The sequence below is a fragment of the Sphingomonas sp. AC411 genome (assembly GCF_979253035.1).
In genome coordinates this window covers 58,042-83,852 of the sequence record NZ_CEEDAQ010000003.1, presented here as the reverse complement: position 1 = coordinate 83,852, position 25,811 = coordinate 58,042, and the positions used below count along the sequence as shown (strand labels likewise).

The following is a 25,811-nucleotide window of genomic DNA, read 5'->3' as shown; positions in this document are numbered from 1 at the left end:
ATCTCCCGACCGACGAAGGGCAATATCCCGCCGGCCCGCATGCCGACGTCATCAACGCCAACTGCACCTCGTGTCATTCGGCGAGCATGGCGCTGAACCAGCCGCCACTCTCCTCCGATCAGTGGACCGCGGAGGTCACCAAGATGCGCGAGGTCTACAAGGCTCCTGTTGCACAGGCTGACGTGCCGGCGATCGTCGCTTATCTGACCGCCATGAGCGCAAAGCAGCCGGGCGCCGCGAAGGGCAAGGCGCAAGACCCCGATCCGAAGGCTGCGCCCGACGTATCGGGGGATCAGGCTAAGCACATCACTCACGACACGCGGTTCTGCGCGCGAAGTGCTGTGCGGCGTGTACGTGTCTCGCGCAGTGTTGCATTGGGCGCGAGGCCGTTCGCGGGCACCTTGGGTATCGCAACGCGCTGCGACAGGTAGATGCCATTGTGGCCCGAGCAGAGATAGGCCACGAAACAGGCGACGGCGATCGGCACCGCATAGCTGGCGCCAAACAGTTCAATCCCCATGAAGGTGCAGGCGAGCGGGGTATTGGCAGCCCCGGCAAAGACCGCAACAAAGCCGATCGCGGCGAACAGGCCCGTCGGTACGTCCAAGAAAGGCGCCAGCGCGTTACCGAGCGTCGCGCCGATGAAGAACAACGGCGTGACTTCACCACCTTTGAAACCCGCACCGAGCGTGACGACAGTAAACAGCAGCTTGATCGCCCAACTCCACGGATGCGTGTCTGGTCCGAAGAAGCTGGCGATGGTAAGGCTCTCGGGCCTCGCTGCCAGGACACCCAGGCCTAGATAGTCGCGCGTGCCGAACAGGAAGACGAGCGCGATAACGACGACCCCGCCGATCACTGGACGTAGCGGACCATAGGGGACGATCCGCTTCAGACATCCCCCGACCACGTGGTTGGCTTCGGCGAAGGCCAAACCGACCAATCCGAATATGATCCCCGCAATACCCGCCTTCGTCACGAGCAGCGCATCGACCGGTATCAACGCACCGATCGGGTAGACACCGTGATGGATACCCCAGGCGAGGCACGTCCAATCGCCGACTAGCGCTGCAACGAGGCAAGGCACTAGCGCGGAATATTCAACGCGGCCGATCGCCAGCACTTCGAGCGCGAAGACCGCGCCTGCGATCGGCGTGCCGAAGACCGCGCCGAACCCGGCTGCGATACCCGTCATCAACAGGATGCGCGTGCCGCCCGCATCGAGGCGGAGCGCGCGGCCGAAACCGCTGGCAAGGCTTCCACCCAATTGGACGGCGGTGCCCTCACGTCCGGCCGAGCCACCGAAAAGATGCGTCACCACTGTGCCGAAGAAGATGAGCGGCGCCATCCGCAGAGGCACCCCGCCGCCAGGCTCGTGGATCTGCTCGACGATCAGATTGTTGCCGCCTTCCACTGTGCGCCCGGTGACATGGTAGAGGAATCCGACAACGAACCCGCCCACCGGTAGCAGATAGAGCAGCCAAGGCGATGCAAACCGCAGTCGCGTAACGGTATCGAGACTCAGCAGGAACGCCGCACATAGCGTCCCGACGAGTGCCGCCATGGGCAGCAAGATCAGCGCCCAGCGCAGGACAGAGATCGCATGGTCGTGACGATCGCGCATGAATGCCGCGACATTCAGCGTGCCGACGAGATTGCGAAAGGTAGCGCGCACAATTCCTCCTTGCTGCCTGAAGGCGCCAAGTAGGAATCATCAGCTCTTATCAGAGCGGTTCGGCCAAATTGCCCGGCAGAAATCCATTGCCAAAGTCGATCTATTAGACGTTTGCCCCAACCGTCAATGGGCATGTTGGTCGGGCAAATGCTCGGACCGGCCAGTCGGCAGCGTCTATCTGAGCCCGTTATATGTACCGACCCCGGGTACGCTGCATGCGGGACCGATCGGCTTTGGCCCACGTCGTTTTCGGGCTTCGTCACAAGGGGGCGATACCGCACGAAAGCCGCGGATGCGCTGCGGGGTCTGATCGGTTCGCAGCAAACCTAGGGATGGCTGCTACGAGCGTGCCGTCCAGATGCCGACGAGCGCGGCCAGTGACACGAGCATAAGAAACCCGTTCATCACTAGGAGCAACGTCGCTGGCAGGCGCTTGATGTCCGGTCGTGGCGGCGGGGCGCCTGCGCCCATCTCTCGCCACACCGCAGCGGCGAAGCAAAAGGCGCTGAACAAGATCAGCATGGTCCCGGTCGCCGTCGCCAGCCACGGGAACACGACGTCCTTGAGCAGCGCGCGCGCGCCGATACCGGAAGCGAGCGCCGCCAGTCCGGTACGCACCCAGGCAGCATAGGTGCGTTCGCCGGCGAGGATTGTGCGGTCCGCGGCAAGCTCTGTGCGACGGTCGGCGCTGTCCACCTGCTGGACTGCGCTGTCCTTCAGCTTGCTCGCGCTCTCCGCCAGCTTCGCATGGGCCCGATCGGCGTCGTGCGGCGCGTCCATCAGCCAGCGGTAACGGCGATGCGATGCCAGGCAGTCGAGAGATAGCCGGCGAAGTTCCAGATCGGCTCGGGCCGTTCGGGCTGCATCTGCCCGGCACCGTCAACGGCGCGCACGATCAGGACGTGGAGTCCGGGAGACAGATCGACCGTGACGTGCCACTGCGTCCAGCTCCAAGGCGCATCGGGTTTTGCAGTCAGTTCCGCCTGCAGCCAGTCGGTGCCGCCATTGACGGAGACCTCGACGCGGGTGACCGCTCGGCCGAAGGCGACCGCATAACCCGCGATTTCGCACGCGCCGGCGCTGACATGCGCGCCGTCCACCGGCGCGCAGATCGCAGCATTGAGCGGCATCTCCTCGATAGTCAGACCCCGATCCCAGTCTGCGTCCTCCTTCGCTACCGACGCCGGAAAGAGCTTGTAGTCCTTAGCCTGGATCGGCGCATCGGACGGGCGATCGCGCACCTCGATGCGCGTCAGCCACTTGGCGCTACGAACGCCCGCATAACCCGGCACGACGAGCCGCAGCGGTGCGCCATGTTCGGGGGCCAGCGCCTCGCCATTCATGGCCCAGACGATCAGCACGTCGGGCTCTAGCGCCTTGGCGATCGAGATCGAGGCACCGAACGGTGCCGTCTCACCATCGACATCCACGTTGTCGGCCCCCGTAGTGCCGACGAACGACGCGCCGTCCTGGATGCCGGCTGCGGCGAGCACGTCGCACAGTGCGACGCCGGTCCACGCCGCATTGCCAATCGCGCCCACGTCCCAGGGATCGCCCGAAGTCTTTTCCACGTCTTGAAGATGTGCCCGACGATTGCCGGCGCACTGCATGGTCGCGGTCACTGTCCGGGTCGCAAATGCCGTTTGAAGTTCGGCAACCGTGTAGGAGCGCGGGCGGTCGACTAAGCCGTCCAGCGCTATACGATGATCGTCGGCCAGCTCCGGCGTTGGTCCGTGACTGCGGATGTAGAAGTTCGCCTGCGGCGTCAGGAAGGACGTGATCAGTTTATCCGGGGGCGTTTCCGCATTGAGCGGCTCCGGACAGCGGAGGATCAGATTCTGTTCGGCGCGATCGGATGCGGTCATGCAAGCGGCCTACCATGATGAAATCAGTAGCGAAATCGATCGTTTTGCTGGGCGATGTCACCCAGACTCTTTCGATAGCCTATCCCTTTCTAGACGGCGGTGGAGCGATCACCATGCCGTCGCGCGAAAGGCGCCGAGCGCCAGACAGCCTTTCCCGTAGATCGTCGCGATGTGACTGGACTTGCTACGACGGCTTTGTCCCAAAAGTCGTCGCTAGGTACTAGGGATGACGGAAAACCCTGTCGCCATCGCAGATGCGCGACAAACGGGTGATTTGCGCCGCCTGAACCCGGATGAGGGCGCTTAACGTATATCTGGGTCCGTTCTATGTACCGACCCCGAAGAGGGGCGATCCGAATGATCCGTCCCGAGTGGAACATGCAAGGGCTGGGTGAATGCCCGGCATCTGTAACGGGCACCCCGGAATCCGCCAGCCCACTTGTTGGCATGTGAACATGATAGCACGAGAACACGAGAACACGATGGAACGTGAACACGTGTCTGGCATGTAGAGGTTGGTAGCAAAGCCTATCGGTGAGTTTTGGGGTAGCGGCTCACCTTTGGGCCGACGCGCTGAAATCTACCAGCACGGGCAGTTCGGGAATTCCGCCGCGCAGCTTTGCCCGTCGTACAATGCTGTGCTGGTCGATCAGGTTCTGTGCGTCGCGCTTGCCGCTGGACGTTTTTGGGAACCAGTGGAGTGCCACCCGTTCGACCTTGCGCCCGTTCTTGATCGGCGTGAAATCGACATAGAAGGGGCAAAGCTTGTTAATTTCCTCGACAGCCACCTTCAGACAATATTTGTTCATATCAGCGAAGCGTTCGAGTTTACCTTCAGGCACGTTAAGCAGGCCGCGCAGCTCTTCGATCGTAAACTCCTCTTTCTGTTTGTATTCGAGACCAATGCGCCGCTCGATCATTTCATAGAGACAAAGTGCGTATTTTGACTCGAAGCAATACATTACCTGCGTCTTGAGACGGGCATAAACCTGACTGTTCCGCAGTATCTCGATTAGCTCTTCTGGGATACGATAGTGAAGGAAGCCGTCTTTTTCGAGGCTTTCATCACTTGGGCCGAGCAGCTGGACACGGCGCTTGTAGCTCTTGCCATCCTTGCGGATCGTGACGATCGCGATGGTGCCCATGAGGCGCAGCAGTGAACTCTCTATGCGCTCGTTGCCTTGGTGCGTCCCTTTCAGTCCGGATTTCGCAATGCGATGGATGATCGGCTCGCCAATGCGTTCCCAGGCATTGGCGATCAGCAGGTTGTAGATACGGCGATCCGCGAGGGTGAGGGGGCTTAGCTCTACAATATCGACCAACTCGCCGGGCTTGACGATTTCACCGTAGTTGGCGGGATCAAAAGGATTTCCACGTCCCTTCTGGGCCAGCGTGCGGAATGTCATATCGACCACGGCAGGTTGCGACATAGGCTTGACCAACGGTGAGCTAGAGGAACTTACCAACTCACCCTAATCACGAAAAGTGAGCTAGGCAAATGTTTCAGCTCCCCCGTGGAGCAGAGAGGCGGATACCCCAAAACTCACCGATCCTTTTAACCCAACCATTGGGGTACCCCAACACTCACTGGACCCTGCCCGAACACTCACTTTTACCGACCCCAAAGCTCACCGCATGCTACCCCGAAACTCACGCGAATCGACCCCAACGCTCACTATTGGAGGCATTTTTCGGCAGAAATACGGACCTTTCAGGGCTCTGAATCTTGAATCAGAAGAATTAGAGAATCTGAACGGCGAAAGGTGAGCTTTGGGGTGGCGAGCCTGTGGATAACCACCGTCAGAATAGGCAAATGGAATCGGCCTAATGGCCGATGCACTATTCGTCTGGTGCCAGCTGCGCTGTCACCAGAGCGGCGCAAACGCCGCGTGCTTAGCGGAAAAAGAAGAAAGGCAAGCTGGCGACCAGATACTACGCCAGAGCCGACCAAGAGCGCCATGAGGGCAGGGAAGAGGGCTTTGCCACGATCCGCACCCTTGCAGCACCGAACCTCGCTGTTGGTGCTTAAATCAGCTCCTTCGCGATCGGTTTCGTAGATCGTCAATCCGATCACCAGCTCCGTCACCTTCGGAAGGTGAGGCGCTACCCCAAAACTCACCTTTCGCACATCGTCACGCAGGATCGAACAGGCCAGTGAACTCGCGTTGATCGTAGTAGCGGATTTTCTCGACCGCGAGCGGGTTTTCGCCCTGGCGGAGCAGCAGAAGCTGATCGGGCCGCATTCGCATGATTTCGTCCGGTGTGGCGAGCCGGCGAGCGGAGACGTGCCCGCTGACACTCTCCGAGGGACCAGCGCGGTTTTCGCCCCAGCCGGTGCCGCGCGACGTGCTGACGGTATCATATTCGATCGTGGTGTCGCCGATCGTGCGCGAGAGCATGTCGGCGGTGGCATGATCGTTGACCCCGAACGTCTGGATCACGCCGGCGTTGGACATGAAGGTGCCGGCGCGCTCGCCATAGGTGGCCTTAAGCTGGTGCATGTCCTGGAGGATCGGCCAGAGCTGGAGGCCATAGCCCGCCATCAGGCCCATCGCGCGTTCAACCGGTTCGAGACGGCCGAGCGCGGCGAACTCGTCCAGCAGGAACAGCACGGGCCGGGCAGGACGGGCGGTGGACCGCGCCATGTCGGTGACGGCCTGGCTCACCAGCAGCCGCAGCCAGCGCGCATAGGTGTCGAGCCGATCGGGCGGCAGGCACAGGAACACGGTGGCGGTCGTGTCCTTCAGCCCCGCGAAGGTGAAATCCGACGCGGCGGTGCTGGCGACGATGCGAGGGCTGTCGAGAAAGTGGGTATGGCGCTGTGCCGAGGACAGCACGCCAGCGGCTTCGCGATCGGACTTGCCGAGCTGGCGGTTGGCGGCGCGGGCGATCAGGCCACCGGCGCCGGCGCTGTCCTGCATTTTGGCCAGCAAAGCGGCAAAGCCGGCAGGGGCGAGCGTCAGCTTGTCGCGCACCGTCGCCAGCACTCGGGCGTCGGCGGGTTCGTGGACGACGGTATGCAGGATCAGCCCCGCGATCAGCGCCTTGGCTTCCTCGTTCCAATGCGCTTCGCCCGATTGCCCCGGCGCGTCATGCACTAGGGCGTCGGCGAGGGTGTTGGCATCTTCCGCGAGATCGAGGCTGGCGGGATCGAGCCGGTCGAGCGGATTGTAGCGGGCAGGCGGCTGACCCGACACGCCGAACGGATCGAGGCACCAGACCTTGCCCTTGGCGGCACGCGCACGGGCGGTGACGCGGGCATTCTCACCCTTGGGGTCGATGCAGATCACCGAGCGATCGAGCAGCAGCAGGTTGGGAATGATCGTGCCGACGCCCTTGCCCGACCGGGTGGGTGCCATCGTTAGCAGATGCGCCGCGCCGTCGTAATGCAGCAGCTTGCCTGACTTCGCCGAGCGGCCAATCAGGAGATCTCCGTTCGCCTCCAGCTTTCGCACGTCGGTTCGGTCGCCGAAACGAGCGGAGCCGAGCAGATCGCTCCGCTGGTTGGCGGCGCGCCGGTTGAAGCGCCAAGCCAGGAACAGGATCGCGCCGGCCAGCAGGAACGGAATGTCGGTCGCAATCTCACCATAGCCGAAGATGCCCTTGAGCCAGGCGTTGCTCGCCATCAGCACCACGAAGGCGACGAAGACCGCGAACAGCGGGCTGATCCGTCGCCTCGGCATCAGTGCGCTTCCATCGGCGTGACCGGCAAGGACCGGTCGGAGTCGGGATGATCGAGCAGCCGGAGCAGGATTTGCGATACAAGGGGAGGGGGCACGCCCTCGTCAAGCATCATCGCGAAGAACGCATCGTCGTTGGGCGTCGGGATCATGTCCTCGATGACCAGGTTGGCGCGCGAGTCCGCCATGTCCTCATGCCACATCGCGATTTCCGCCGGCGTGCCGCGCACGAAATTCATCGCGCGGACTTGGGCACGGATCGTCTCGATATCGAAATCGCTCATTGCGCTTCGCTCCCTTCCGCTTCCGCGTCGAACGCCCGCTTGCCGCGCCGCTTCCATAGCGCCAGCACGTCGCCAGCATCGTCGCCGCGACCACGCCCGGCGAGATCGAGCAGCGCGCCGTAGAGCGTGGCGCGATCGTCGTCGGTCAGCTCGACCAGCCCGGCTTTCTGGACCAGCCCGCCCAGTTCAATCAGATGGCGTGTTCGTTCGCGACGTTGCACGACCCAGCCCCTGCTATCCGTTCGCCGTTCCGCCGCTTCCGCCCGCAGCGTCGCCGCCTGGTTCAGTCGCAGTGCCCGATCCGTCGATTGCAGCAGCGCCGCCACCTTTGCGCCCACGTCGTTGAAAGAAGGCCGCGCCCTTCGCGCGCCATGCCTCCTTCGCGCCCGCATCCTTTGATCCGATCGCATCGAGCAGCACCCCGGCGAGGGTTTCCGGATCAAGCGCATCGGCCCCGGTCGCAACGACGAGCTGGCCAAGCTGTTCGACCCGCTTTGCCTTGAGCGCGCGGGCCTTGTCACCCAGTGCCTTCAGCTCGGCATCGTAATCGCGAACCTTCCGCATCGCCTTTACCCTTCCGCGTATCGCTCATCAACATCTTAGCGCGCCGAGCATATGGGTAAAGCCAGAACGAGCAGAACGCAGCACCAAGTCAATCAGGAGGAGCGAAGCGGAGGATGAGTGCGCGCTTATACGTCGTTGCCGACGTGCGCTCAGAAGTGCAATAAGCAGGGCGTCATGGCGATCTACCATTTCTCCGCCAAGGTTGTGAGCCGCGCGAACGGATCGAGCGCCGTCGCGAGCGCCGCCTATCGCTCCGCATCCGAGCTGCACGACGATCGGTTGAACCGGAATCACGACTTCAGCAACAAGGCAGGCGTGATCCACTCCGAAGTGATGTTGCCACAGGGCGCACCGGAGCGTTTAAACGACCGCACGACCTTGTGGAACGAGGTGGAGGCAGGCGAGAAACGCAAGGACGCGCAGCTTGCCCGCGAGGTGGAGTTCTCGATTCCGCGCGAGATGAATGAGAAACAGGGCGTCCAGCTAGCGCGCGATTTCGTGAAGCAGCAGTTTGTCGATCGCGGGATGGTCGCGGATCTGAACGTGCATTGGGACAAGGCGAAGGACGGCACGCCCAAGCCGCACGCGCATGTCATGCTTGCGATGCGCGACGTGGGGCCGGAGGGGTTCGGGAAGAAGAACCGCGACTGGAACTCGACCGAGCTTTTGAAGGACTGGCGCGAGGCGTGGAGCGCCCACGTTAATGAGCGCATGGCCGAGCTTGGGCTTGAGGGTCGCATCGACCACCGCAGTTACGAGGCGCAGGGGATCGGGCTGGAACCGCAGCACAAGATCGGCCCGGCCGCATCGCGTCGTCCGGAGCAGGGGCTTGAGGCGGAGCGGATCGAGGATCACACGCGCATCGCTCGTGAGAACGGCGAGAAGATCATCGCCGATCCCAATGTCGCGCTGGACGCGATCACGCGGCAGCAGGCCACGTTCACCACTCGCGACCTGGCGACGTTCGCCTTCCGGCACAGCGACGGCAAGGAGCAGTTCGACCAGGTGATGGGGGCGGTGCGCGCCAGCCCCGAGCTGGTCGCATTGGGGAAGGACGGGCGCGACCAGGAGCGGTTCACCAGCCGCGACATGATCGCGGTGGAGAACCGGCTTGAGCGCGCGAGCGACGAGCTGGCGGGCCGCGCCGCGCATGGCATCGTCGATCGGCATCGTGACGCCGCGATCGACGCAGCCGAGGGCCGAGGGCTTGTCCTGTCGAGCGAGCAGCGCGACGCCTTCGATCACGTCACCGGCAACAGTGGGCTGGCGTCCGTCGTCGGCTATGCCGGCAGCGGTAAATCGGCGATGCTGGGCGTCGCGCGCGAGGCTTGGGAGGGGCAGGGCTACACGGTGCGCGGCGCGGCGTTGTCAGGCATCGCGGCCGAGAACCTTGAGGGCGGGTCCGGCATCCAGTCCCGCACCATCGCCAGCCTTGAACACGCATGGGGGCGGGGGCGTGAACAGCTAGGCCCAAGGGACGTGTTGGTGGTGGACGAGGCCGGCATGATCGGCTCGCGTCAGATGGAGCGGGTGCTGTCCCAAGCACGCGATGCCGGGGCCAAGGTCGTGATGGTCGGCGACCCCGAGCAGTTGCAGGCGATCGAGGCCGGCGCGGCCTTTCGCAGCGTCACCGAGCGCCACGGCGCGGCCGAGATCACCGAGATACGCCGGCAGCGCGAGGACTGGCAGCGCGACGCCACGCGTGCGCTGGCGACCGGGCGCACCGGCGAGGCGATCCATGCCTATGACAGCAAGGGCATGGTCCACGTCGCCGACAACCGTGACGAGGCGCGGGGCGAGCTGGTGGACGGTTGGGATCGCGCACGCCAGACCGAGCCGGGCAAGACCCGGATCATCCTCACCCACACCAACGCCGAAGTGCAGAGCCTCAATGGCGAGGCGCGCAACCGGTTGCGCGCATCCGGCGACCTTGGCGACGACGTGACGGTGAAGGCCGAGCGCGGTGAGCGGCAGTTCGCGACGGGCGACCGCATCATGTTCCTGCGCAACGAGCGCGGCATGGGGGTGAAGAACGGCACGCTGGCGACGATCGAGCGGGTATCGTCCGAGGGCATGGCGGTGCGCCTCGATGACGGGCGCGGCGTCGCGTTCGACACCAAGGACTATGCCCATGTCGATCATGGCTATGCGGCGACGTTCCATAAATCGCAGGGCGTGACGGTCGATCGCGCGCACGTCCTCGCCACCCCCGGCATGGACCGGCACAGCGCCTATGTCGGCATGTCGCGTCATCGTGACGACGTGCAGCTCCACTATGGCCGCGACGACTTCAGCGACCAGCGCCAGCTCGTCCGCGCGCTCTCGCGTGATCGCGGCAAGGACATGGCGGGCGATTACGCTAAGCCCGAGCAGGATCAGGCGCGGGCGTTCGCCGATCGGCGCGAGATCCGGTTCCCGGAACTCGCACGCCAGATGGTCGAGAAGGTGCGCGACAAGGCCAAGGGCATGTTTGCCGGTTTCCGGCCAAAGCCGGCTGTCGCGAAAGAGGGGCGATTAACACTGCCCGCGATCACGGCCAGGGGGTCTGATTAACACCGCCCGTGATCGCAGCCAGGGGGGCCGATTAACACCACCTTGGACGTCTCTCAGGCCAAGGCGATCGAACGCTATGCACGTGCCGCGGGCGATATCGGCCGGATGCGCAACAAGGGTCTGCCGGTGCTGCCGCATCAGGAGAGCGCTTTGCAGAAGGCTGGCGAGAGGCTGGACGCGACCCGTCCCCATGCCGCGCGCGACCTTGCATCGGCGCTTGCGCGTGATCCGAAGCTTATCGAGCAGGTGTCGGGCGGCAACACAGTTGGCGCGACACGCGCGATGGCCGACGAGAAGCGTGTGCGGCTAGACCCGGACGCGCGTGCCGAGCGGTTCGTGGAAGGCTGGCAGAAAATGCAGCAGGCGCGGGCAGGAATGGAGCGGGCCGGCGACAGTGCCGGTGCCGAGCGGTTGCGTGAGCGGATGGAGAAGGTGGCGGGCGGGCTGCACCGCGACCCGCAGCTCGAATCCGCACTGCGTCGCCATGCACCCGACCTGGCACTGAAGCAGGAAAGCGAGCGGTCGATCGGCGATGCGCTGTCGTCGTCGCTCGATCGTGGGCGCGACCGGGATCGGGGATGAGCCGGTGACGGTTCGTGCTTTCGGGTACGATCCGGTTTGTGGTTTCATGCAGTAAAGGGGAAGAAGTGCATGGGTGACGATCACGAACTGGACGCCGCAGCGGAGGCGTTTGAAGGTGTCCGCGGTGAGCTTGCGCTGTTGCGCCGCGCCGTCGAGCGGCTGTCCGCGGAGCGCGCCGAGGTGCCGGAGATACCCGATTACAGCGAGACGCTGGGGAAAATGGCGAAGGCGCTCAACGCGACCATGCAAAATGTCGGCGTGCTGGCGAAAACGGCCGAGGACAACGTCGCGCTGCGCTATGTCGCCGACCGGATCGTCGCGGCTGGCGGCCATGCCCGCGACGAGGATCGGCGCATGATCGCGACCGCCGGTGAGAAGATGGACAAGGCGACGACCGCTTTGCACGGTATCGGCGGTTCTGCCCGCCGTGCGGACGAGCAGCGCCGTACCTTGTGGCAGGTCGGTGCGGGAGCGTGCCTGGGCGGGGCGCTGCTATGGACGATCGTGCCGGGGATCATCGCGCGCGAGCTCCCGGGGAAGTGGCAGGTGCCCGAGTGGATGGCAGCGCGCACGCTTGACCTACCGAAATGGGAAGCCGGGCAGCGCCTCATGCGAGCTGCTGGGCCGGATGCTTTCGCCAACATCGCGGCAGCCGATCGGATCATCACCGCAAATCGCAAGGCTGTGCAAGCCTGCTACAAGATAGCTGTGAGGACTAAGAAGACGGTGCGCTGTACCATCGAGATCAGTCGGGATGACGTGGCGGCAAGAAGTGCGATCGTCAGCTCCACGGATTGAAGTGCCCAAGCGGTGCAAGCCGATCATTCCACCGGACAGCAGCGATGCGCTATGCGGAAGGGGCAAGTGCTTCGATGATCCGGCAGTCGGCGACGGTGTTGCGGCTACAGGAATCTATTAGCGCGTCGAGTTCACCAGCAAGCGCGGTGAGGTCTGCAATTTTGCGTCTAATCGCGTCGCGGTGTTGGTTGGCAACGACATCGACGGCGATGCAGGACTGATCGCGCCGATCGGCAAGCCCCATAAGCTCGCGCACCTGATCGATTGAAAAGCCAAGATCACGCGCGCGACGGATGAAGGACAGGCGGCGTAGATGCGCGCCCTCATAGGTCCGATAGTTCCCCGCCGATCGCTCAGGAGCCGGCAGCAAGCCAATCTGCTCATAGTAGCGGATCGTCTCGACTTTCGTGCCGGTCGCACCAGCCAGTTTTCCGATCGTCAGTTTCTCAGACACAGCGCTTGACCCTCTAGCGACTAGAGGGTGCATATAGGCTGTCAGATCGATTCTATCGAGGTGGCGAATATGGCCTGCACAAGCTGCGCGTCCGACAAGGCGGACACTCTCAACGACCCTAAGTGGCGGCGCGCGCTATGGATTGCGCTCGCCATCAATGGCGGCATGTTCGTTATCGAGATCGTTGCCGGCATCACGGGTGGATCGAAGGCGCTGCAAGCCGACGCGCTCGACTTTTTGGGGATACTGCGAACTACGCAATCAGCCTTGGCGTTGCCGGAATGGCGATAGCCTGGCGCGCACGCGCTGCGATGTTGAAGGGGGCGACGCTTGCTTTGCTAGGCGTCTATGTCTTGTTCGCGGCGGGATGGGGGCGCTCCACGAAGCAACGCCCCATGCCGAAATTATGGGCGTGGTCGGCATCGCCGCGTTGATCGCGAACCTTGTAGTCGCGGTCATGCTGTACCGCTTTCGAAGCGGTGATGCGAACATGCGGTCAGTGTGGATTTGCTCGCGTAACGACGCGATTGGCAACATCGCCGTCGTACTGGCCGCAGGCGGAGTGTTCGGCCTCAACAGCGCGTGGCCTGATCTCGCCGTCGCCACCTTGATGGCTGTGTTGGGAATATCGGGCGGTGTTCAGATCATGCGGCAGGCACGCGCCGAAATGCGTAGCGAGCCCTCACCCGCCCCCGCTACTTACCAGCAGTCGTTACATGGCAGTCGGTAAGCTGCTAAGGCGCGGGCCGATGCACCGCCTCTCCGCCCTGTTCCTCAGTTTCATGCTCGTGCTTATGCTCGGGCTTGGATCAGTCGCGCATGCGACCGAAGGCGTGACGTGCGTTGATACCACAGCGGTCAGCTCCCTCGATCATTGCGACGGCGATGCCGACCAAGTGCCGGCAGACGCCGACAAGGCTTATCCTCACCATCATGGTGGTTGCCACGGCCATCATGTCGGCGTGCCGATCGCGTCCGATTCAACCGGACCAGCCAGCAGCGTTCGTATGACTGCATCGATGTGGCGCAATGCGCCCAAGGCCCCGGTAGCGTCGGACCCAGCCCTACGTCCTCCCCAAGCCTGACCAACGCCTAATTCCGCCGGGAAAGCCCGTGCGGATGCCCAAGGTTCGTCAGGAGTCCGTTACCCATGCACCGTTTTATTGCGGCCTTATTGGCCGTGGCGTCGTGCGCGTCGATCGCACAGGCGCAGTCAGCCGATCCAACATCGACCAGTCCCCCGCTCACCCTTGAGCAGGCGCTTTCGCTTGCCGGAGCCAGCGCCCCCAGCCTTGAGGCTGCCACGGCTGGCGTCCGGGCAGCACAAGCAGGCCGCACGGTTGCCGGCTACCGCCCGAACCCGTCGATCGTCGCCGAGACCGAGAACATTGCCGGCAGCGGCCAATATCGCGGTCTTCGAAGCGCCGAGACAACGGCAGGTCTGGCACTACCGATCGAGTTGGGTGGCAAACGATCGGCACGGATCGCTGTCGCAGATGCGATTGGTAATCGAGCGAGGATAGGCACGGCGTTGGCCGAGGCTGATCTACGGCTTGCCATCACGCAGCTCTACATCGAGGCGACCGCAGCGGAACGCCGACTGGTGACCGCGCGCGAGCAGGCCGGTATCGCCCGCGAAGCATCGCGCGCAGCCGGCGTCCGCGTTCAAGCGGGGCGAGCATCACCGCTCGAACAGCAGCGCGCCGATGTATTGCGGATCAACGTGGAGACGGCTGTGGAGCGCGCAGAGCGGCTTGCCGAGGTCGCCCGAAGCAATCTTGCCCGACGGATCGGCCAACCCCTCACGGGACCGTTGGACTTGGTGTGGTTCGGCCGTGTCGAGGGCTTTGGTCCAGCGCGGCCGATCGAGACCGCCGGGACGCTGGCATTGGCGGCGACACGCGCGGACGTGACAACGGCAGAGGCACAGGTGCGGCTTGCTAGGTCGCAGCGCATTCCCGACGTGACACTCAGCGCCAGCGCACGACGGCTTGAGGCTACGAACGACGTGGCAGCGGTGTTCGGGCTGTCGATCCCGTTCCCACTGTTCAACAACGGCAAGGCGGCAGTGGCGCAGGCGCGGGCGCAGACTGATCAGGCGCAGGCGCTACGTCGCGCGGCCGAGCTGGATACCGCGCAGGATATCGCAAGCGCACAGGCGAACGTCGCGAATGCCGCGACGACCGCTCGCAACGCCAGCGGGCCGGCATTGGCGTCGGCAAGCGAAGCCGCTCGGATCGCCCGGATCGGCTACCGGGAGGGCAAGTTCGGTCAGCTCGATTTGCTCGATGCCGAACGTACCCTGTCCGAAACACGAACCGCCGCGATCGATGCGCTCGCCACCTATCACGACGCCAAGGCACGCCTCGAACGGCTCGTTGCCGCAGCGCCCTCGACCGAGGAAACCAATCAATGACGAAGACCATCATGCGGGCGCTCGCGCCTGTGACCCTGGCTGTCCTCCTTGCCGGATGCGGCGGGGTGGCAACGGCGAGGCCGGTGAGAAAGCCGGAGCCGAGAAGACCGAAGGTGCCGAGGCCAGCGAAGCCAAGGAGGGTCCAAAGGATATCGTCACCCTGTCCGCGCAGCAGATTGCGGATGCCGGGATAGAGGTTACGCGTCCTACAGTAGGCGGCGTGGCCGGAGCGATCGAGCTATCGGCAACGATCGAGGGCGATCCTCAGGGTGTGCAGGTTGTGTCCACCTCCGTAGGCGGTCGGCTCGTTTCCCTCACCAGCAATCTCGGGCAGTCAGTCAGCCGGGGAGACCCGCTGGCTATCATCGAAAGCCGGGAAGCGGCATCACTGAAAGCGGAGGTAGAAGCCGCGCGCGCGCGTTCCGCACTCGCCCAATCAAACCTTCGCCGCGAACAGCGCCTGTTCGCTGAACGTGTTTCGCCAGAGCAGGATCTGGTCGCAGCGCGGACGGCAGCGACGGAGGCCAGCATTGCCCTTCGCCTCGCGCAGCAGCAATTGTCAGCGACGGGCAGCGGAGGCGGCGCGCTCAACCGCATCGCGGTTCGCTCGCCGATCGCCGGCCAGGTCATCGCGAGATCCGCTACACTCGGGCAGGCGGTCGCGGCCGATGCAGAGCTGTTCCGCGTCGCCAACCTGTCGAAGGTCACTGTAACCACCTCACTCGTCCCCACCGATGCCGGTCGGGTGAAACCCGGCGTGCGTGTCGAAGTGACGGCACCGGGGCGGCGTCAGGAGGGGCGCGTCACGTTCGTATCCCCCATTCTGGACGAGACGACCCGATTGGTGCCGGTGATCGCTACCCTCGACAACGCCGGCAGCACATGGCGCGTCGGCGAAACGGTCAACGTATCGATCCTCGTTCCTGCGACCGGGGACCGCACCGTCGCCGTGCCATCGGCCGCAGTGCAGATGATCGAGGACAAGTCGTTCGTGTTCGTCCGCACTGCGACAGGATTCCGGGCAATTCCCGTGACGCTTGGTCGCACCAACGGCGGGCAAGTCACCGTAACGGCAGGCCTTACCGGCTCGGAGCGCATCGCTTCCACCAACAGCTTCACGCTCAAGGCCGAACTCGGCAAGGGTGCAGGCGGGGATGAGGACTGAGCCATGATCGGTCGCATCGTCACCCTCTCCGTCGAGAAGCGCTGGCTCGTCCTGCTTCTCACCATCGCGGCTGCATTGCTCGGGATTGGCGCGCTGCGTCAGCTTCCGATCGACGCCGTACCCGACATCACCAATAACCAGGTGCAGATCAATGTCGTTGCTCCTGCCCTCTCCCCGATCAGATCGAGAAGCAGGTTGCGTTCACGGTCGAAACCGCGCTCGCGGGCATTCCTGGCCTTGAATATACCCGCTCGCTAAGTCGCAATGGCTTTGCCCAGATCACAGCGGTTTTCGGTGAAAAGACCGATATCTACTTTGCGCGAGCGCAGGTCGCGGAACGTCTGCGAACCGCTGAGGAAGACCTTCCCGAAGGTGTGAACCCCGAGATGGGGCCGATCGCTACGGGCCTCGGCGATATCTTCATGTGGACGGTCGAATATCGCGAGCTGGACCAAGTTCACCACCGCAACGGCGAACCCGGCTTGCAGCGCGATGCCAGCTATATCACCCCCGAGGGGGATCACCTTGTCAGCGACGCCGACAAGGCGACCTATCTGCGCACCGTACAGGATTGGATCGTCACGCCGCAGCTCAAAAGCACGGCCGGGCTTGCTGGCGTCGACTCCTTGGTGGCTACACCAAGGAATATCTCGTTATTCCGGACATACAGCGCATGGCGGCAATGCGGCTAACGCTTCAGGATCTCACCACCGCCCTTCAGCGCAGCAATACCAGCGCGGGCGCTGGCGTGGTCAACCGCAACGGAGAAGGGCTGGCGGTTCGATCGGATGGGCGTGTTCGCAACGCCGACGAGCTGGCACGTACCGTCGTTGCCACCCGCGAGAGCGTTCCGATCCTGCTTAACCAGATCGCGACCGTTCGCACCGGGCAGGCGCTACGCATGGGATCGGCGTCAGAAAACGGCCATGAAGTTGTCGTCGGCACCGCGGTTATGCGGATCGGGGAGAATAGCCGCACGGTATCGACCGGCGTTGCCGAACGGCTGACGCAGATCGGCCGCTCTTTGCCGGTCGATGTTGTCGTGAAGCCGGTCATGAACCGGACCGAGCTGGTGAACTCCACAATTTCGACGGTTGCCCGCAACCTCGCCGAAGGTGCGGTGCTGGTAATCGTCGTTCTGTTTGCGCTGCTTGGCAATTTCCGCGCGGCGCTGATCGCGGCCTGCGTCATTCCGATTACGATGCTGCTGACCAGCATCGGCATGTTGGAGGCGGGCGTTTCGGCCAATCTGATGAGCCTTGGTGCGCTCGACTTTGGTCTGATCGTGGATGGCGCGGTCATTATCGTGGAGAACGCATTACGGCGTTTGGGCGAGGCGCAGCATGGTCGCGATGACGTGCTGACGATCGAGCAACGTCTCGGGATTGTCGCGGCATCGGCGCGCGAGATGATCCGCCCATCGGTGTACGGGCAGGCTATTATCATCTTGGTCTATGCGCCGTTGCTCACCTTCACGGGTGTCGAAGGCAAGATGTTCGAGCCGATGGCGCTCACCGTCATCATTGCTTTGGTGTTCGCCTTCATCCTGTCGCTGACCTTCATACCGGCAGCGATTGCGATCTGGCTCAGCAAGCGGGTCGAGGAGAAGGAAAGCCGCGTCGTCACGTTCCTCCGGCAGCGCTATGAGCCGGGACTTGATGCGGCGATGCGCCGGCCCACCCTTACCATCGGCGTTGCGATCGGTGCGCTGGCGCTTGCCGGGGCAGCTTTCACGACATTGGGGCAAGAGTTCTTGCCGCAGCTCGATGAGGGCAACATTCTCGTGCAGGCAGTTCGCATCCCCGGCACATCGGTCGATCAGAGCCAGACAATGCAATTCCAGGTGGAAAAGGCACTCGCCAAGGCCCCTGAGGTCCGTTTCGCCTTCTCCCGCACCGGCACGTCCGAAATCGCATCGGACCCAATGCCGCCTAACGCGACTGACACGTTTGTCATCTTGAAGCCGAAGAAGGAGTGGCCCGACCCCGGCCTGTCCAAGGAAGAGCTGGTGGAGCGGCTGGAAAAGCGCCTCTCCACCCTGCCGGGCAACGCCTATGAGATCACCCAGCCAATCCAGATGCGATTCAACGAGCTGATTGCAGGCGTGCGCGGCGATATCGCGATCAAGGTCTTTGGCGATGACTTTGGCGAGATGAACGCGACCGCAGATCGGATCGCCGGCATCCTTCGAAAGACGCGGGGTGCAGCAGACGTGCGGGTCGAACAAACCGAAGGTTTGCCGATGCTCGATATCCGGCCGAACCGTACCGCCATGTCCCGCGTCGGGGTAACGGCCGGTGACGTGCAGGACACGGTTGCCGCAGCCATTGGCGGCCGACAGGCTGGCGTGATCTTTGAAGGCGATCGTCGCTTCCCCGTCGTGATCCGGATGGCAGAAAGCTCACGATCCGATTTGACGGCGGTTGCTCAGGTGCCGGTGCCGACCGGCAGTGGCGGCTTCGTACCGCTATCGACTGTGGCGGATATCGCCGTGGTCGATGGTCCCAACCAGATCAGTCGCGAGAACGGCAAGCGGCGTGTCGTGGTGCAGGCCAACGTGCGCGATCGAGACGTGGCGGGTGTCGTGGCTGATGCCCGGTCAGCCATCGACGCTCAGGTGAAATTGCCGCCCGGCACGTATCTCGAATGGGGCGGTCAGTTCGAGAACCTGGCATCTGCCCGCGATCGGCTCAGCGTTGTGGTGCCGATCTGCTTCGTGGTCATCATGTTCCTGCTCTACGGCGCGCTTGGTTCCGTCAGGGATGCGTTGATCGTGTTTACCGGCGTTCCGCTGGCGTTGGTCGGAGGCATCCTTGCGCTGGTGCTAAGAGGCATGCCGTTCTCCATTTCAGCGGCAGTCGGCTTCATCGCGCTATCGGGTGTCGCGGTTCTCAACGGGCTGGTCATGGTGTCGTCCATCCATGATCTGATGCGGCAAGGCATGGATCGTGCGGTAGCGGCGCATCAAGGCGCTCTGGCGCGGCTCCGGCCGGTTGCGATGACGGCGCTCGTCGCATCGCTTGGCTTTGTGCCGATGGCACTTGGTCATGGTGCTGGAGCCGAGGTGCAAAAGCCGCTGGCGACCGTCGTCATTGGTGGCCTGATATCCGCAACCTTGCTCACCTTGTTCGTGCTGCCGACGCTCTACGCTCGTTTCGGACGGCGCGAGCTGCCAGCCCCATCAGGGGGACACATCGAACTGCCGCCTTTGAATCATGACAGCGTGAGGGCTTAAGCTATGCAGGCCGTTGCCTTCACGCTCATTCCCGTCGTCGCCGTACTGATCGGCTCGCTATTCGCGGTATCGAGACGGCCAAGTGATGCCTTCGTAAGCGCTATGCAGCACTTGGCGGCAGGCGTCGTGTTCGCCGCAGCGGCAGCCGAGATCTTGCCCCAGGTGATGCACGAAGGTTCACCGATCGCGACATTCACAGGCGGCGCGCTTGGCATTCTCGTGATGCTGTCGCTCAAAGCTCTTGAGGGTCGCGCCAGTGGCCCGATCGCTATGTTGGGCGCGGTCGCAGTGGATATCCTGATCGACGGGCTTGTTCTCGGGTTGGCGTTCGTCGCTGGCGGGAAGGCCGGCGTGTTGCTGACGATCGCGTTGACGTTGGAGGTGCTGTTTCTCGGACTGACCGTGACGACCGAGTTGGGCGAGACGATCAAGTCCAAGGCGCGGATCATCGCGATTACGATGGGGATCGCCTTGTTGCTGCCGATCGGTGCGGCGATAGCGACTCCCGTTGCGACGTTTCCGCCCGTCGTGATCGCCGGGTTTCTCAGTTTCGGTCTGATGGCGCTGCTCTACCTCGTGACGGAAGAGCTGTTGGTTGAGGCACACGAGAAGCCGGACACTCCGCTTATCAGCGCGATGTTTTTCATCGGGTTTTGGGCCTGCTCCTGATCGAGGAGGTATTGGGCTGACCGCTCGACGTGGAACGTCTTGGACCGATAATGATGACGCCGAGCTTCGTCGGCGTATCGAGGCCAAGCAGACTCTGGCGGTAATCGCGCGCGAGATGGGACGAACGATGGATGCGGTTCGGGGAGAGCCTCAACCCTGAAGGTAACTCTCCGCTCGTCGCAGCGACCGTGGCGGGACGGCGTGCCGCGCCGAGTAGACGTAGACTAGAAAAATAGGGGCGGTTGCCCGCCCCTATCCAGCTTCAGCCGTGCTTCATGCCGCCCTTAGCATGATCGCAGCAGTCCGCGGCCTTGGCTTTTGCGCCATCCTTGCAGCAGTCCGCACCGTCCTTGCAGCACGCCATGTCGGCGCAGCAATTGGCGACAGCGGCGAATGCGCCAGTCGACAGAGTGAGGGCGAAGGCAGCGCTGATGAGCTTAAACTTGGTCATGATATTCTCCGAAACTTACGTGTGATGATGTTCAATTTCACACGGTTTGCGGAGGGGTGTGGCCGGAGCGTATGCCACGCCTAAAAGGCCCGTCTGTGGAGCTGGCCATGGCGATAGACGGGAGGACGGAACCAGCTCGATATGTTCGACGGTTTCGCCGGCAACTGCAACGCACGGTATAGCGCAAGCCGACGCAGGCGCCTTTTTGATGGGAGCGCCTGCTGATTTGCTGGCGCAGTCCATCATCGCGGACGCAGCCGGAGGCGCGGCCATCGCCATCGTCTCGCAGAGCGGGCCAAGCCGGACCAGCAACATCACGGCCAGGACGAAAAACGCCATGGAATGCAATATCTTGGACAGTGGGCGAGCCCGGCGTTTCATTGGATGCATCTAGAAGCACACTCAGTGATGCACAATGTCGCAGGAGCGGTTTGCCACACTAAGCGGACTTTACTGGCCTTTCCGATACGTTGGTGAGGTTGCGATGCTCGAAAGGTCCGTGGCGCTATCGATCGGCATACCTGCCTCCTTTCGCTCGGAATAGCGATCGACAAGCTGCGTGGTGTGCGGGCGTAGCAGGACCGTGAAGCGCACCAGCTCCTCCATCACATCCACGATCCGATCGTAATAACTGGACGGCTTCATCCGACCGGCGTCGTCAAACTCCGCAAACGCCTTGGCTACGCTGGATTGGTTGGGGATCGTCACCATTCGCATCCAACGGCCGAGGACGCGCAGGGTGTTCACGCTGTTGAACGACTGCGATCCCGCCGACACCTGCATGACGGCAAGCGTGCGGCCTTGCGTTGGGCGCATGCCGCCCATCGACAGCGGCAGGTGATCGACTTGCAGCTTCATGATGCCAGTAATCTGGCCATGCCGCTCGGGGCTGCACCACACATGCCCCTCCGACCACATCGACAGTTCGCGCAGCTCGTGAACGGCCGGGTGGTCGTCCCCCGTCACCTGATCGGGCAACGGCAACGTCGAAGGATCGAAGATCCGCGTTTCGCAGCCGAAGAATTGCAGCAGGCGAGCAGCTTCCTCGACGCATAGCCGCGAAAAGGATCGCTCCCGCAGGGAGCCGTAGAGCAACAGTATGCGCGGAGGTGGATCACCAGCGCCCAGCCCAAGGGCAGGACGATCGAGCGCATAGCGCCGATCAAGCGCGGGCAGATTATCAGGATCGGAGAGAGTGCGGAGCGGCATCAGGCGGTCCTTGGGCCAAGCAGAATGATACAGGTGCCGATCAGGCAAAGTGCAGCTCCACCCGCGTCCCAGCGATCGGGCCTTACCCCTTCGACAGCCCAGAGCCAGATCAGCGATGCGCAGATGTAGACGCCGCCATAGGCAGCATAGGCCCTCCCCGCTGCGTCGCTATCCACGCGTGTCAGTAGCCAGGCGAACAGCATAAGTGAGACCACGCCCGGAGCCAGCCACAGAGGCGATTTGTCCAGCCGCAACCATGCCCAAAAGGCAAAGCACCCTGCGATTTCCGCAAGCGACGCGGCAAGATAGACGAGTGCCGTCATACCATGCTGATCCTGATCGCGAGTGCCGCGAGCGTTACCAGCAGCACCGGGATCGTTAGTGTCGCACCAACCTTGAAGTAATAGCCCCAGCCAATCCGGATGCCCTTTTGCCCGAGGACATGCAGCCAGAGCAGTGTCGCGAGCGAACCGATCGGCGTGATCTTCGGTCCGAGGTCGCACCCGATTACGTTGGCGTAGATCATCGCTTCCTTGATCGCGCCCGTGGCGTGCGTCGCGTCGATCGACAGCGCGCCTACTAGCACGGTCGGCATGTTGTTCATCACCGACGAGAGCAGCGCGGCGATGATCCCGGTCCCGAACGCTGCACCCCACACACCGCCTTGCGCGGTACGATCGAGCAGGCTGGCAAGGTGGTCAGTCAGGCCCGCATTGCGGAGGCCATAGACGACCAGGTACATGCCGAGCGAGAAGATCACGACCTGCCACGGCGCGCCGGCCAGCACCTTGCGCGTCTGGATGACGTGACCGCGCGCGGCGATGATGAGCAGGAGGACTGCGCCGGCAGCGGCCACGGCGCTGACCGGCACGCCGAGGGGTTCGAGCAGAAAGAAGCCGGCAAGCAGTAGAGCAAGAACGACCCAGCCCGCCTTGAACGTGGCACGGTCGCGGATCGCATCACCGGGCGTGCGGAGCTGCGCCACATCGTAGCTTGCCGGTATGTCGCGCCGGAAGAACAGCAGCAGCGCAACCAGTGTCGCGGCGATCGACGCCAGATCGACCGGCACCATCACCGAGGCGTAATCGGCAAAGCCGATCCGGAAGAAGTCGGCCGACACGATGTTGACGAGGTTGGAGACGATCAGCGGCAGACTGGCGGTATCAGCGATGAATCCCGCCGCCATCACGAACGCCAGCGTCGCCTTGTCCTTGTATCCCAGGGCACGCAGCATCGCGATAACGATCGGCGTCAGGATCAGCGCGGCGCCATCATTGGCGAACAGCGCCGACACCGCCGCCCCGAGCAGGACGATCAGCACGAACAGCCGACGACCATGCCCCCGCCCCAGCGCGCAACGTGGAGCGCCGCCCATTCGAAGAACCCGGCTTCATCGAGCAACAGGCTGACGATGATGATCGCGACGAACGTCGCGGTCGCGTTCCAGACGATGCCCCACACCACCGGCACGTCAGAGAGCGAAACGACCCCGACGAGTAGCGCGACGGCCGCGCCGCCTAGCGCGCTCCAGCCGATGCCCAGGCCCTTGGGCTGCCAGATGACGAGCGCGATCGTGACGACGAAGATAGCGAACGCGAGCAGCATCAGGCGATGCGCTGGCCCGAAGCATCCACAACCTGTTCGCCGTCTTCCTTGGCAAACGCGCCCTGTTGGGCATCAGGCAGCAGATCGAGGACCGCTTCGGACGGTCGGCACAGCTTCACGCCGAGCGGCGAGACGACCAGCGGCCGGTTAATGAGGACCGGATGCGCCATCATCGCGTCCACCAGCGTGTCGTCTGACAGCGCATCGTCACCAAGGCCCAGCTCCGCATAGGGCGTCCCCTTCTCGCGTAGCAGATCGCGGGGCGTGATCCCGGCGCGGTCGATCAGCTCGACCAGCAACGCGCGCGAGGGTGGGGTTTTCAGATATTCGATGACGTGCGGCTCGATGCCAGCATTGCGGATCATCGCCAGCGTGTTGCGCGACGTGCCGCACTCGGGGTTGTGATAGATCACGATATCGACGGCCACGGGGCGTCCTTTCAGCAGCAGGGGGTGAGTTCGGCCAGGAGCGGCGCACACAGTTCAGGCGAGCCGGCACAGCAATCCTTGACGAGGAACAGCGTTAGCGCGCGCAGCCCGTCTAGATCGGCACGGTAAATAATCGACCGGCTATGCCGTTCCGAGCGCACGATGCCGGCGCGCGCGAGAATGCCGAGGTGCGCGGACATGGTGTTCTGCGGCACGTCGAGCTGACGGGCAATTTCACCCGCCGCCATGCCGTCCGGTTCGTGGCGAACCAGCAGGCGAAACACGTCGAGGCGTGTGCCTTGCGCGAGCGCACCAAGCGCAATGATAGCCGAATCGTTATCCATGCATCCGGCATAGCGGATATGTTAAGTTATGAAAGCTCTCACGATCTTCAAACCACTATCGATTCCGACAACGCCCTGCACCGACATGAAAGCGGCAGGCGTAAAGACCATGCCGGCCACGACATGTCGGGCATGAAAAGTAAATGGGAGGGAGGCGTCCGCGCCTCCCTCTTTTAATGGCGGGCGAACACCTTGCGTCCGGTTGGTCCGAACGCGATCACCTCATAGGGCTGTGCGTTCATGCCCGGCATTTCCATGCCAGGTGATCCCACCGGCATACCCGGCACGGCAAGCCCGTTTACGCCTTTGGGATGCTGGGCAAGCACCCGTTTCATGTCGGCAATCGGTACATGGCCCTCAAATGCCATACCGTCGACTACCGCGGTGTGACATGAACTGAGGTCGGCGGGGACACCCATCTTGCGCTGAAGCACATCGCGGTGAGCGTCATCGATGATCTGCACGTTGCGCCCGAACTGCTGACGGACCTGCTTGGCCCACTGCTCGCAACAGCCGCACCCTGGATCGCGGTGCATGGCAATGCTGTTCGCCGCTAAGGCCACAGCCGGGGTCATCATCGCTGCGGCGACGATCGCACTCCGGATCGTAAACTTCATTGCTAAACTCCTTTGGTGAAGCCCCGCCCGGGGGCGGGGTTCCTGCCAGCGGCCTTATTGGGCGCGCTTGCCATGCGACTTGAGCCAGCCCTGAAGCTCGGCGATGTCCTTTTCCTGCTTCGTAATGGTCATCTGCGCCATCCGCTTCGTGTCGGCATCCTTCGCGTCCCGAAGCGCCACGCGCGACATGGTAACGGCTCCACGATGATGTTCGATCATCTTGCGGGTCCACATCTCCGATGCGTCTCCCTGCTTCGCGGCCATCATCTTCTGATGCATGTCCATCTCGGATGCGGCGTAAGGATTGCCCGGATCATTCATCATCTTGGAATGATCCATTCCCTGCATCTGGCTATGATCCATGCCCGCCATGCTGCTCTGTGCGGCAAGCGGACTGGCGGCGAGCGCTGCGGCTAACATGCCGATCGTGGTAATGGTCTTCATAGTCGTTCTCCCGAGGTATCCCCCACCTAGAGAGAGTTACGCGGCAACGTCGTGCACCCCTTGGACTTTTCTTTGCCTGCGGCGCGGCCAGCGCATGTAGAGCAGCACCACGCCTGCCACCGCAAGGGCTAGCCCCCAGCTGCAAATGCCATCATCCAAGGGGTGTTGAAGTTCTCATGGTTTTTCCAGTCCATGATGTGGAGGCCCCAGAAAAAATCATAGAGCCGCCACGTACCCGTTCGGACACCGACAATCCTACCGTTCTCCGGTGACACGAACACGCGCGTCGTCTCGGCGTCCTCGAACTCCACACGCCAGACCGGCAGTTTGCCACGAAACTCCGTGCTCGCTGTTCGAGCAAACATGACGGACGCAACAGGGACACCGGGGCCGCGATATGCCGCGCGTGCAACTCGTAGCGCAAAGGGCGCATCGATACGCTGCATCGGCAAACCGGTCCGGGCGTCGTGCATCCGGACCGTGCCGTTAGCCATCGTCAACTCGGCGACGGGTTGTCCGAACAAGGTCGTGTAGCGCAGTTCGCGCACCGGGCCGGGGGCAGCGCCCAACACCGATGCCGGGGAAGCAAACTCCTGAGCCGGATCGATCGTCGCCGTGTTCTCGCGTGCAACGAGGTGTTCTCCTCGTACCCGCTCGATCGGCAGGATGCTCATCAACAAGCCGCTGGAGAACCAGAGCAGTAGCTGCACCCCGATAATCAGTGCCAGCCAGCGATGAAGCTTGCTGGCACCGACATGAAGGCGGAGCCTGCC

23 protein-coding genes, 4 pseudogenes and 1 riboswitch are annotated in these 25,811 nt (G+C 63.1%); of the genes and pseudogenes, 8 read left to right on the top strand and 19 right to left on the bottom strand.

The annotated features are described in order from the left end of the window. Positions 1-310: 310 nt before the first annotated feature. From AC0IX7_RS21610 to AC0IX7_RS21575, 8 genes are all read right to left on the bottom strand, one after another. On the bottom strand, positions 311-1,675 hold the full coding sequence (locus tag AC0IX7_RS21610) for a voltage-gated chloride channel family protein (RefSeq protein ID WP_471814276.1): 1,365 nt from the start codon (positions 1,673-1,675) through the stop codon (positions 311-313). A gap of 23 nt (positions 1,676-1,698) precedes the next feature. Further along, a riboswitch (Fluoride riboswitch) is annotated at positions 1,699-1,775 on the bottom strand. Positions 1,776-2,014: 239 nt separating this feature from the next. Further along, positions 2,015-2,455, bottom strand: coding sequence for a YidH family protein (locus AC0IX7_RS21605; protein WP_051916165.1), 441 nt, complete (start codon positions 2,453-2,455; stop codon positions 2,015-2,017). Next, on the bottom strand, positions 2,455-3,540 hold the full coding sequence (locus AC0IX7_RS21600; protein WP_031392894.1) for a sulfite oxidase: 1,086 nt from the start codon (positions 3,538-3,540) through the stop codon (positions 2,455-2,457). Before AC0IX7_RS21600 ends, AC0IX7_RS21605 begins: the two co-directional genes overlap by 1 nt. 554 nt (positions 3,541-4,094) lie before the next feature. Then, positions 4,095-4,970: a replication initiation protein gene (locus AC0IX7_RS21595; RefSeq protein WP_031392895.1), complete on the bottom strand. Its 876-nt coding sequence runs from the start codon at positions 4,968-4,970 to the stop codon at positions 4,095-4,097. 702 nt (positions 4,971-5,672) lie between these two features. After that, positions 5,673-7,223, bottom strand: coding sequence for a type IV secretory system conjugative DNA transfer family protein (locus AC0IX7_RS21590; RefSeq protein ID WP_082446614.1), 1,551 nt, complete (start codon positions 7,221-7,223; stop codon positions 5,673-5,675). Beyond that, positions 7,223-7,504, bottom strand: coding sequence for a hypothetical protein (locus AC0IX7_RS21585; protein WP_031393027.1), 282 nt, complete (start codon positions 7,502-7,504; stop codon positions 7,223-7,225). The genes AC0IX7_RS21590 and AC0IX7_RS21585 overlap by 1 nt, the downstream gene beginning before the upstream one ends. Further along, a complete protein-coding gene (locus tag AC0IX7_RS21580; RefSeq protein WP_031393026.1) occupies positions 7,501-7,725 on the bottom strand; it encodes a conjugal transfer protein TraD in 225 nt (74 codons plus the stop codon). The genes AC0IX7_RS21585 and AC0IX7_RS21580 overlap by 4 nt, the downstream gene beginning before the upstream one ends. 13 nt (positions 7,726-7,738) lie before the next feature. Beyond that, the gene (locus AC0IX7_RS21575) at positions 7,739-8,068 is read right to left on the bottom strand and encodes a conjugal transfer protein TraD (RefSeq protein ID WP_031393025.1); all 330 of its coding nucleotides are present in this window, start codon (positions 8,066-8,068) and stop codon (positions 7,739-7,741) included. 174 nt (positions 8,069-8,242) lie between these two features. Here AC0IX7_RS21575 and traA point away from each other — a divergent pair, with 174 nt between their 5' ends. The 3 genes from traA to AC0IX7_RS21560 all read left to right on the top strand — a co-directional run bounded on the left by traA (position 8,243) and on the right by AC0IX7_RS21560 (position 12,001). Continuing rightward, entirely contained in the window at positions 8,243-10,621 is a 2,379-nt protein-coding gene (gene traA, locus AC0IX7_RS21570) for a Ti-type conjugative transfer relaxase TraA (RefSeq protein ID WP_471814290.1), read from the top strand. 42 nt (positions 10,622-10,663) lie between these two features. Beyond that, a complete protein-coding gene (locus tag AC0IX7_RS21565) occupies positions 10,664-11,203 on the top strand; it encodes a hypothetical protein (RefSeq protein ID WP_471814289.1) in 540 nt (179 codons plus the stop codon). A 69-nt stretch (positions 11,204-11,272) separates the two neighbouring features. After that, on the top strand, positions 11,273-12,001 hold the full coding sequence (locus AC0IX7_RS21560; protein WP_380788808.1) for a DUF6118 family protein: 729 nt from the start codon (positions 11,273-11,275) through the stop codon (positions 11,999-12,001). 49 nt (positions 12,002-12,050) lie between these two features. Here AC0IX7_RS21560 and AC0IX7_RS21555 read toward each other — a convergent pair whose 3' ends face one another. Then, a complete protein-coding gene (locus tag AC0IX7_RS21555) occupies positions 12,051-12,455 on the bottom strand; it encodes a MerR family transcriptional regulator (protein WP_235516308.1) in 405 nt (134 codons plus the stop codon). Between the two features lie 69 nt (positions 12,456-12,524). On the opposite strand from AC0IX7_RS21555, the pseudogene AC0IX7_RS21550 reads away from it, so the two are divergent. Further along, a pseudogene (locus AC0IX7_RS21550) lies at positions 12,525-13,185 on the top strand (cation efflux transmembrane domain-containing protein). 79 nt (positions 13,186-13,264) lie between these two features. Here the strand turns inward: AC0IX7_RS21550 and AC0IX7_RS21545 are convergent. Continuing rightward, positions 13,265-13,408, bottom strand: coding sequence for a hypothetical protein (locus AC0IX7_RS21545; RefSeq protein ID WP_333962438.1), 144 nt, complete (start codon positions 13,406-13,408; stop codon positions 13,265-13,267). A 197-nt stretch (positions 13,409-13,605) separates the two neighbouring features. Between AC0IX7_RS21545 and AC0IX7_RS21540 the strand changes: the two genes are divergently transcribed. From AC0IX7_RS21540 to AC0IX7_RS21525, 4 genes and pseudogenes are all read left to right on the top strand, one after another. Beyond that, complete coding sequence (locus AC0IX7_RS21540) at positions 13,606-14,871, top strand: TolC family protein (protein WP_133032468.1); 1,266 nt, start codon at positions 13,606-13,608, stop codon at positions 14,869-14,871. Between the two features lie 55 nt (positions 14,872-14,926). Then, complete coding sequence (locus AC0IX7_RS21535) at positions 14,927-16,036, top strand: efflux RND transporter periplasmic adaptor subunit (RefSeq protein ID WP_471814287.1); 1,110 nt, start codon at positions 14,927-14,929, stop codon at positions 16,034-16,036. Positions 16,037-16,039: 3 nt separating this feature from the next. Continuing rightward, positions 16,040-19,271 (top strand): annotated as a pseudogene (locus AC0IX7_RS21530) (efflux RND transporter permease subunit). 3 nt (positions 19,272-19,274) lie between these two features. After that, positions 19,275-19,960, top strand: a pseudogene (locus AC0IX7_RS21525) (ZIP family metal transporter). A gap of 242 nt (positions 19,961-20,202) precedes the next feature. Here the strand turns inward: AC0IX7_RS21525 and AC0IX7_RS21520 are convergent. The 9 genes and pseudogenes from AC0IX7_RS21520 to AC0IX7_RS21480 all read right to left on the bottom strand — a co-directional run bounded on the left by AC0IX7_RS21520 (position 20,203) and on the right by AC0IX7_RS21480 (position 25,748). Then, complete coding sequence (locus AC0IX7_RS21520) at positions 20,203-20,391, bottom strand: hypothetical protein (protein ID WP_041394287.1); 189 nt, start codon at positions 20,389-20,391, stop codon at positions 20,203-20,205. A 450-nt stretch (positions 20,392-20,841) separates the two neighbouring features. Further along, complete coding sequence (gene arsH / locus AC0IX7_RS21515) at positions 20,842-21,600, bottom strand: arsenical resistance protein ArsH (protein ID WP_031393242.1); 759 nt, start codon at positions 21,598-21,600, stop codon at positions 20,842-20,844. Beyond that, positions 21,600-21,923: a YnfA family protein gene (locus AC0IX7_RS21510; RefSeq protein WP_031393241.1), complete on the bottom strand. Its 324-nt coding sequence runs from the start codon at positions 21,921-21,923 to the stop codon at positions 21,600-21,602. The genes arsH and AC0IX7_RS21510 overlap by 1 nt, the downstream gene beginning before the upstream one ends. Then, positions 21,920-23,205 (bottom strand): annotated as a pseudogene (locus AC0IX7_RS21505) (arsenic transporter). The gene AC0IX7_RS21510 and the pseudogene AC0IX7_RS21505 overlap by 4 nt, the downstream one beginning before the upstream one ends. After that, complete coding sequence (gene arsC, locus AC0IX7_RS21500; RefSeq protein WP_082446616.1) at positions 23,205-23,633, bottom strand: arsenate reductase (glutaredoxin); 429 nt, start codon at positions 23,631-23,633, stop codon at positions 23,205-23,207. The pseudogene AC0IX7_RS21505 and the gene arsC overlap by 1 nt, the downstream one beginning before the upstream one ends. Before the next feature lie 11 nt (positions 23,634-23,644). Next, positions 23,645-23,977, bottom strand: coding sequence for an ArsR/SmtB family transcription factor (locus tag AC0IX7_RS21495; RefSeq protein WP_055763316.1), 333 nt, complete (start codon positions 23,975-23,977; stop codon positions 23,645-23,647). A gap of 173 nt (positions 23,978-24,150) precedes the next feature. Then, the gene (locus AC0IX7_RS21490; protein ID WP_055763320.1) at positions 24,151-24,594 is read right to left on the bottom strand and encodes a DUF411 domain-containing protein; all 444 of its coding nucleotides are present in this window, start codon (positions 24,592-24,594) and stop codon (positions 24,151-24,153) included. A 54-nt stretch (positions 24,595-24,648) separates the two neighbouring features. Next, positions 24,649-25,038, bottom strand: a complete 390-nt coding sequence (locus AC0IX7_RS21485) for a DUF305 domain-containing protein (RefSeq protein WP_235516307.1) — start codon at positions 25,036-25,038, stop codon at positions 24,649-24,651. 128 nt (positions 25,039-25,166) lie between these two features. Further along, a complete protein-coding gene (locus AC0IX7_RS21480) occupies positions 25,167-25,748 on the bottom strand; it encodes a hypothetical protein (protein ID WP_471814268.1) in 582 nt (193 codons plus the stop codon). Positions 25,749-25,811 lie beyond the last annotated feature (63 nt).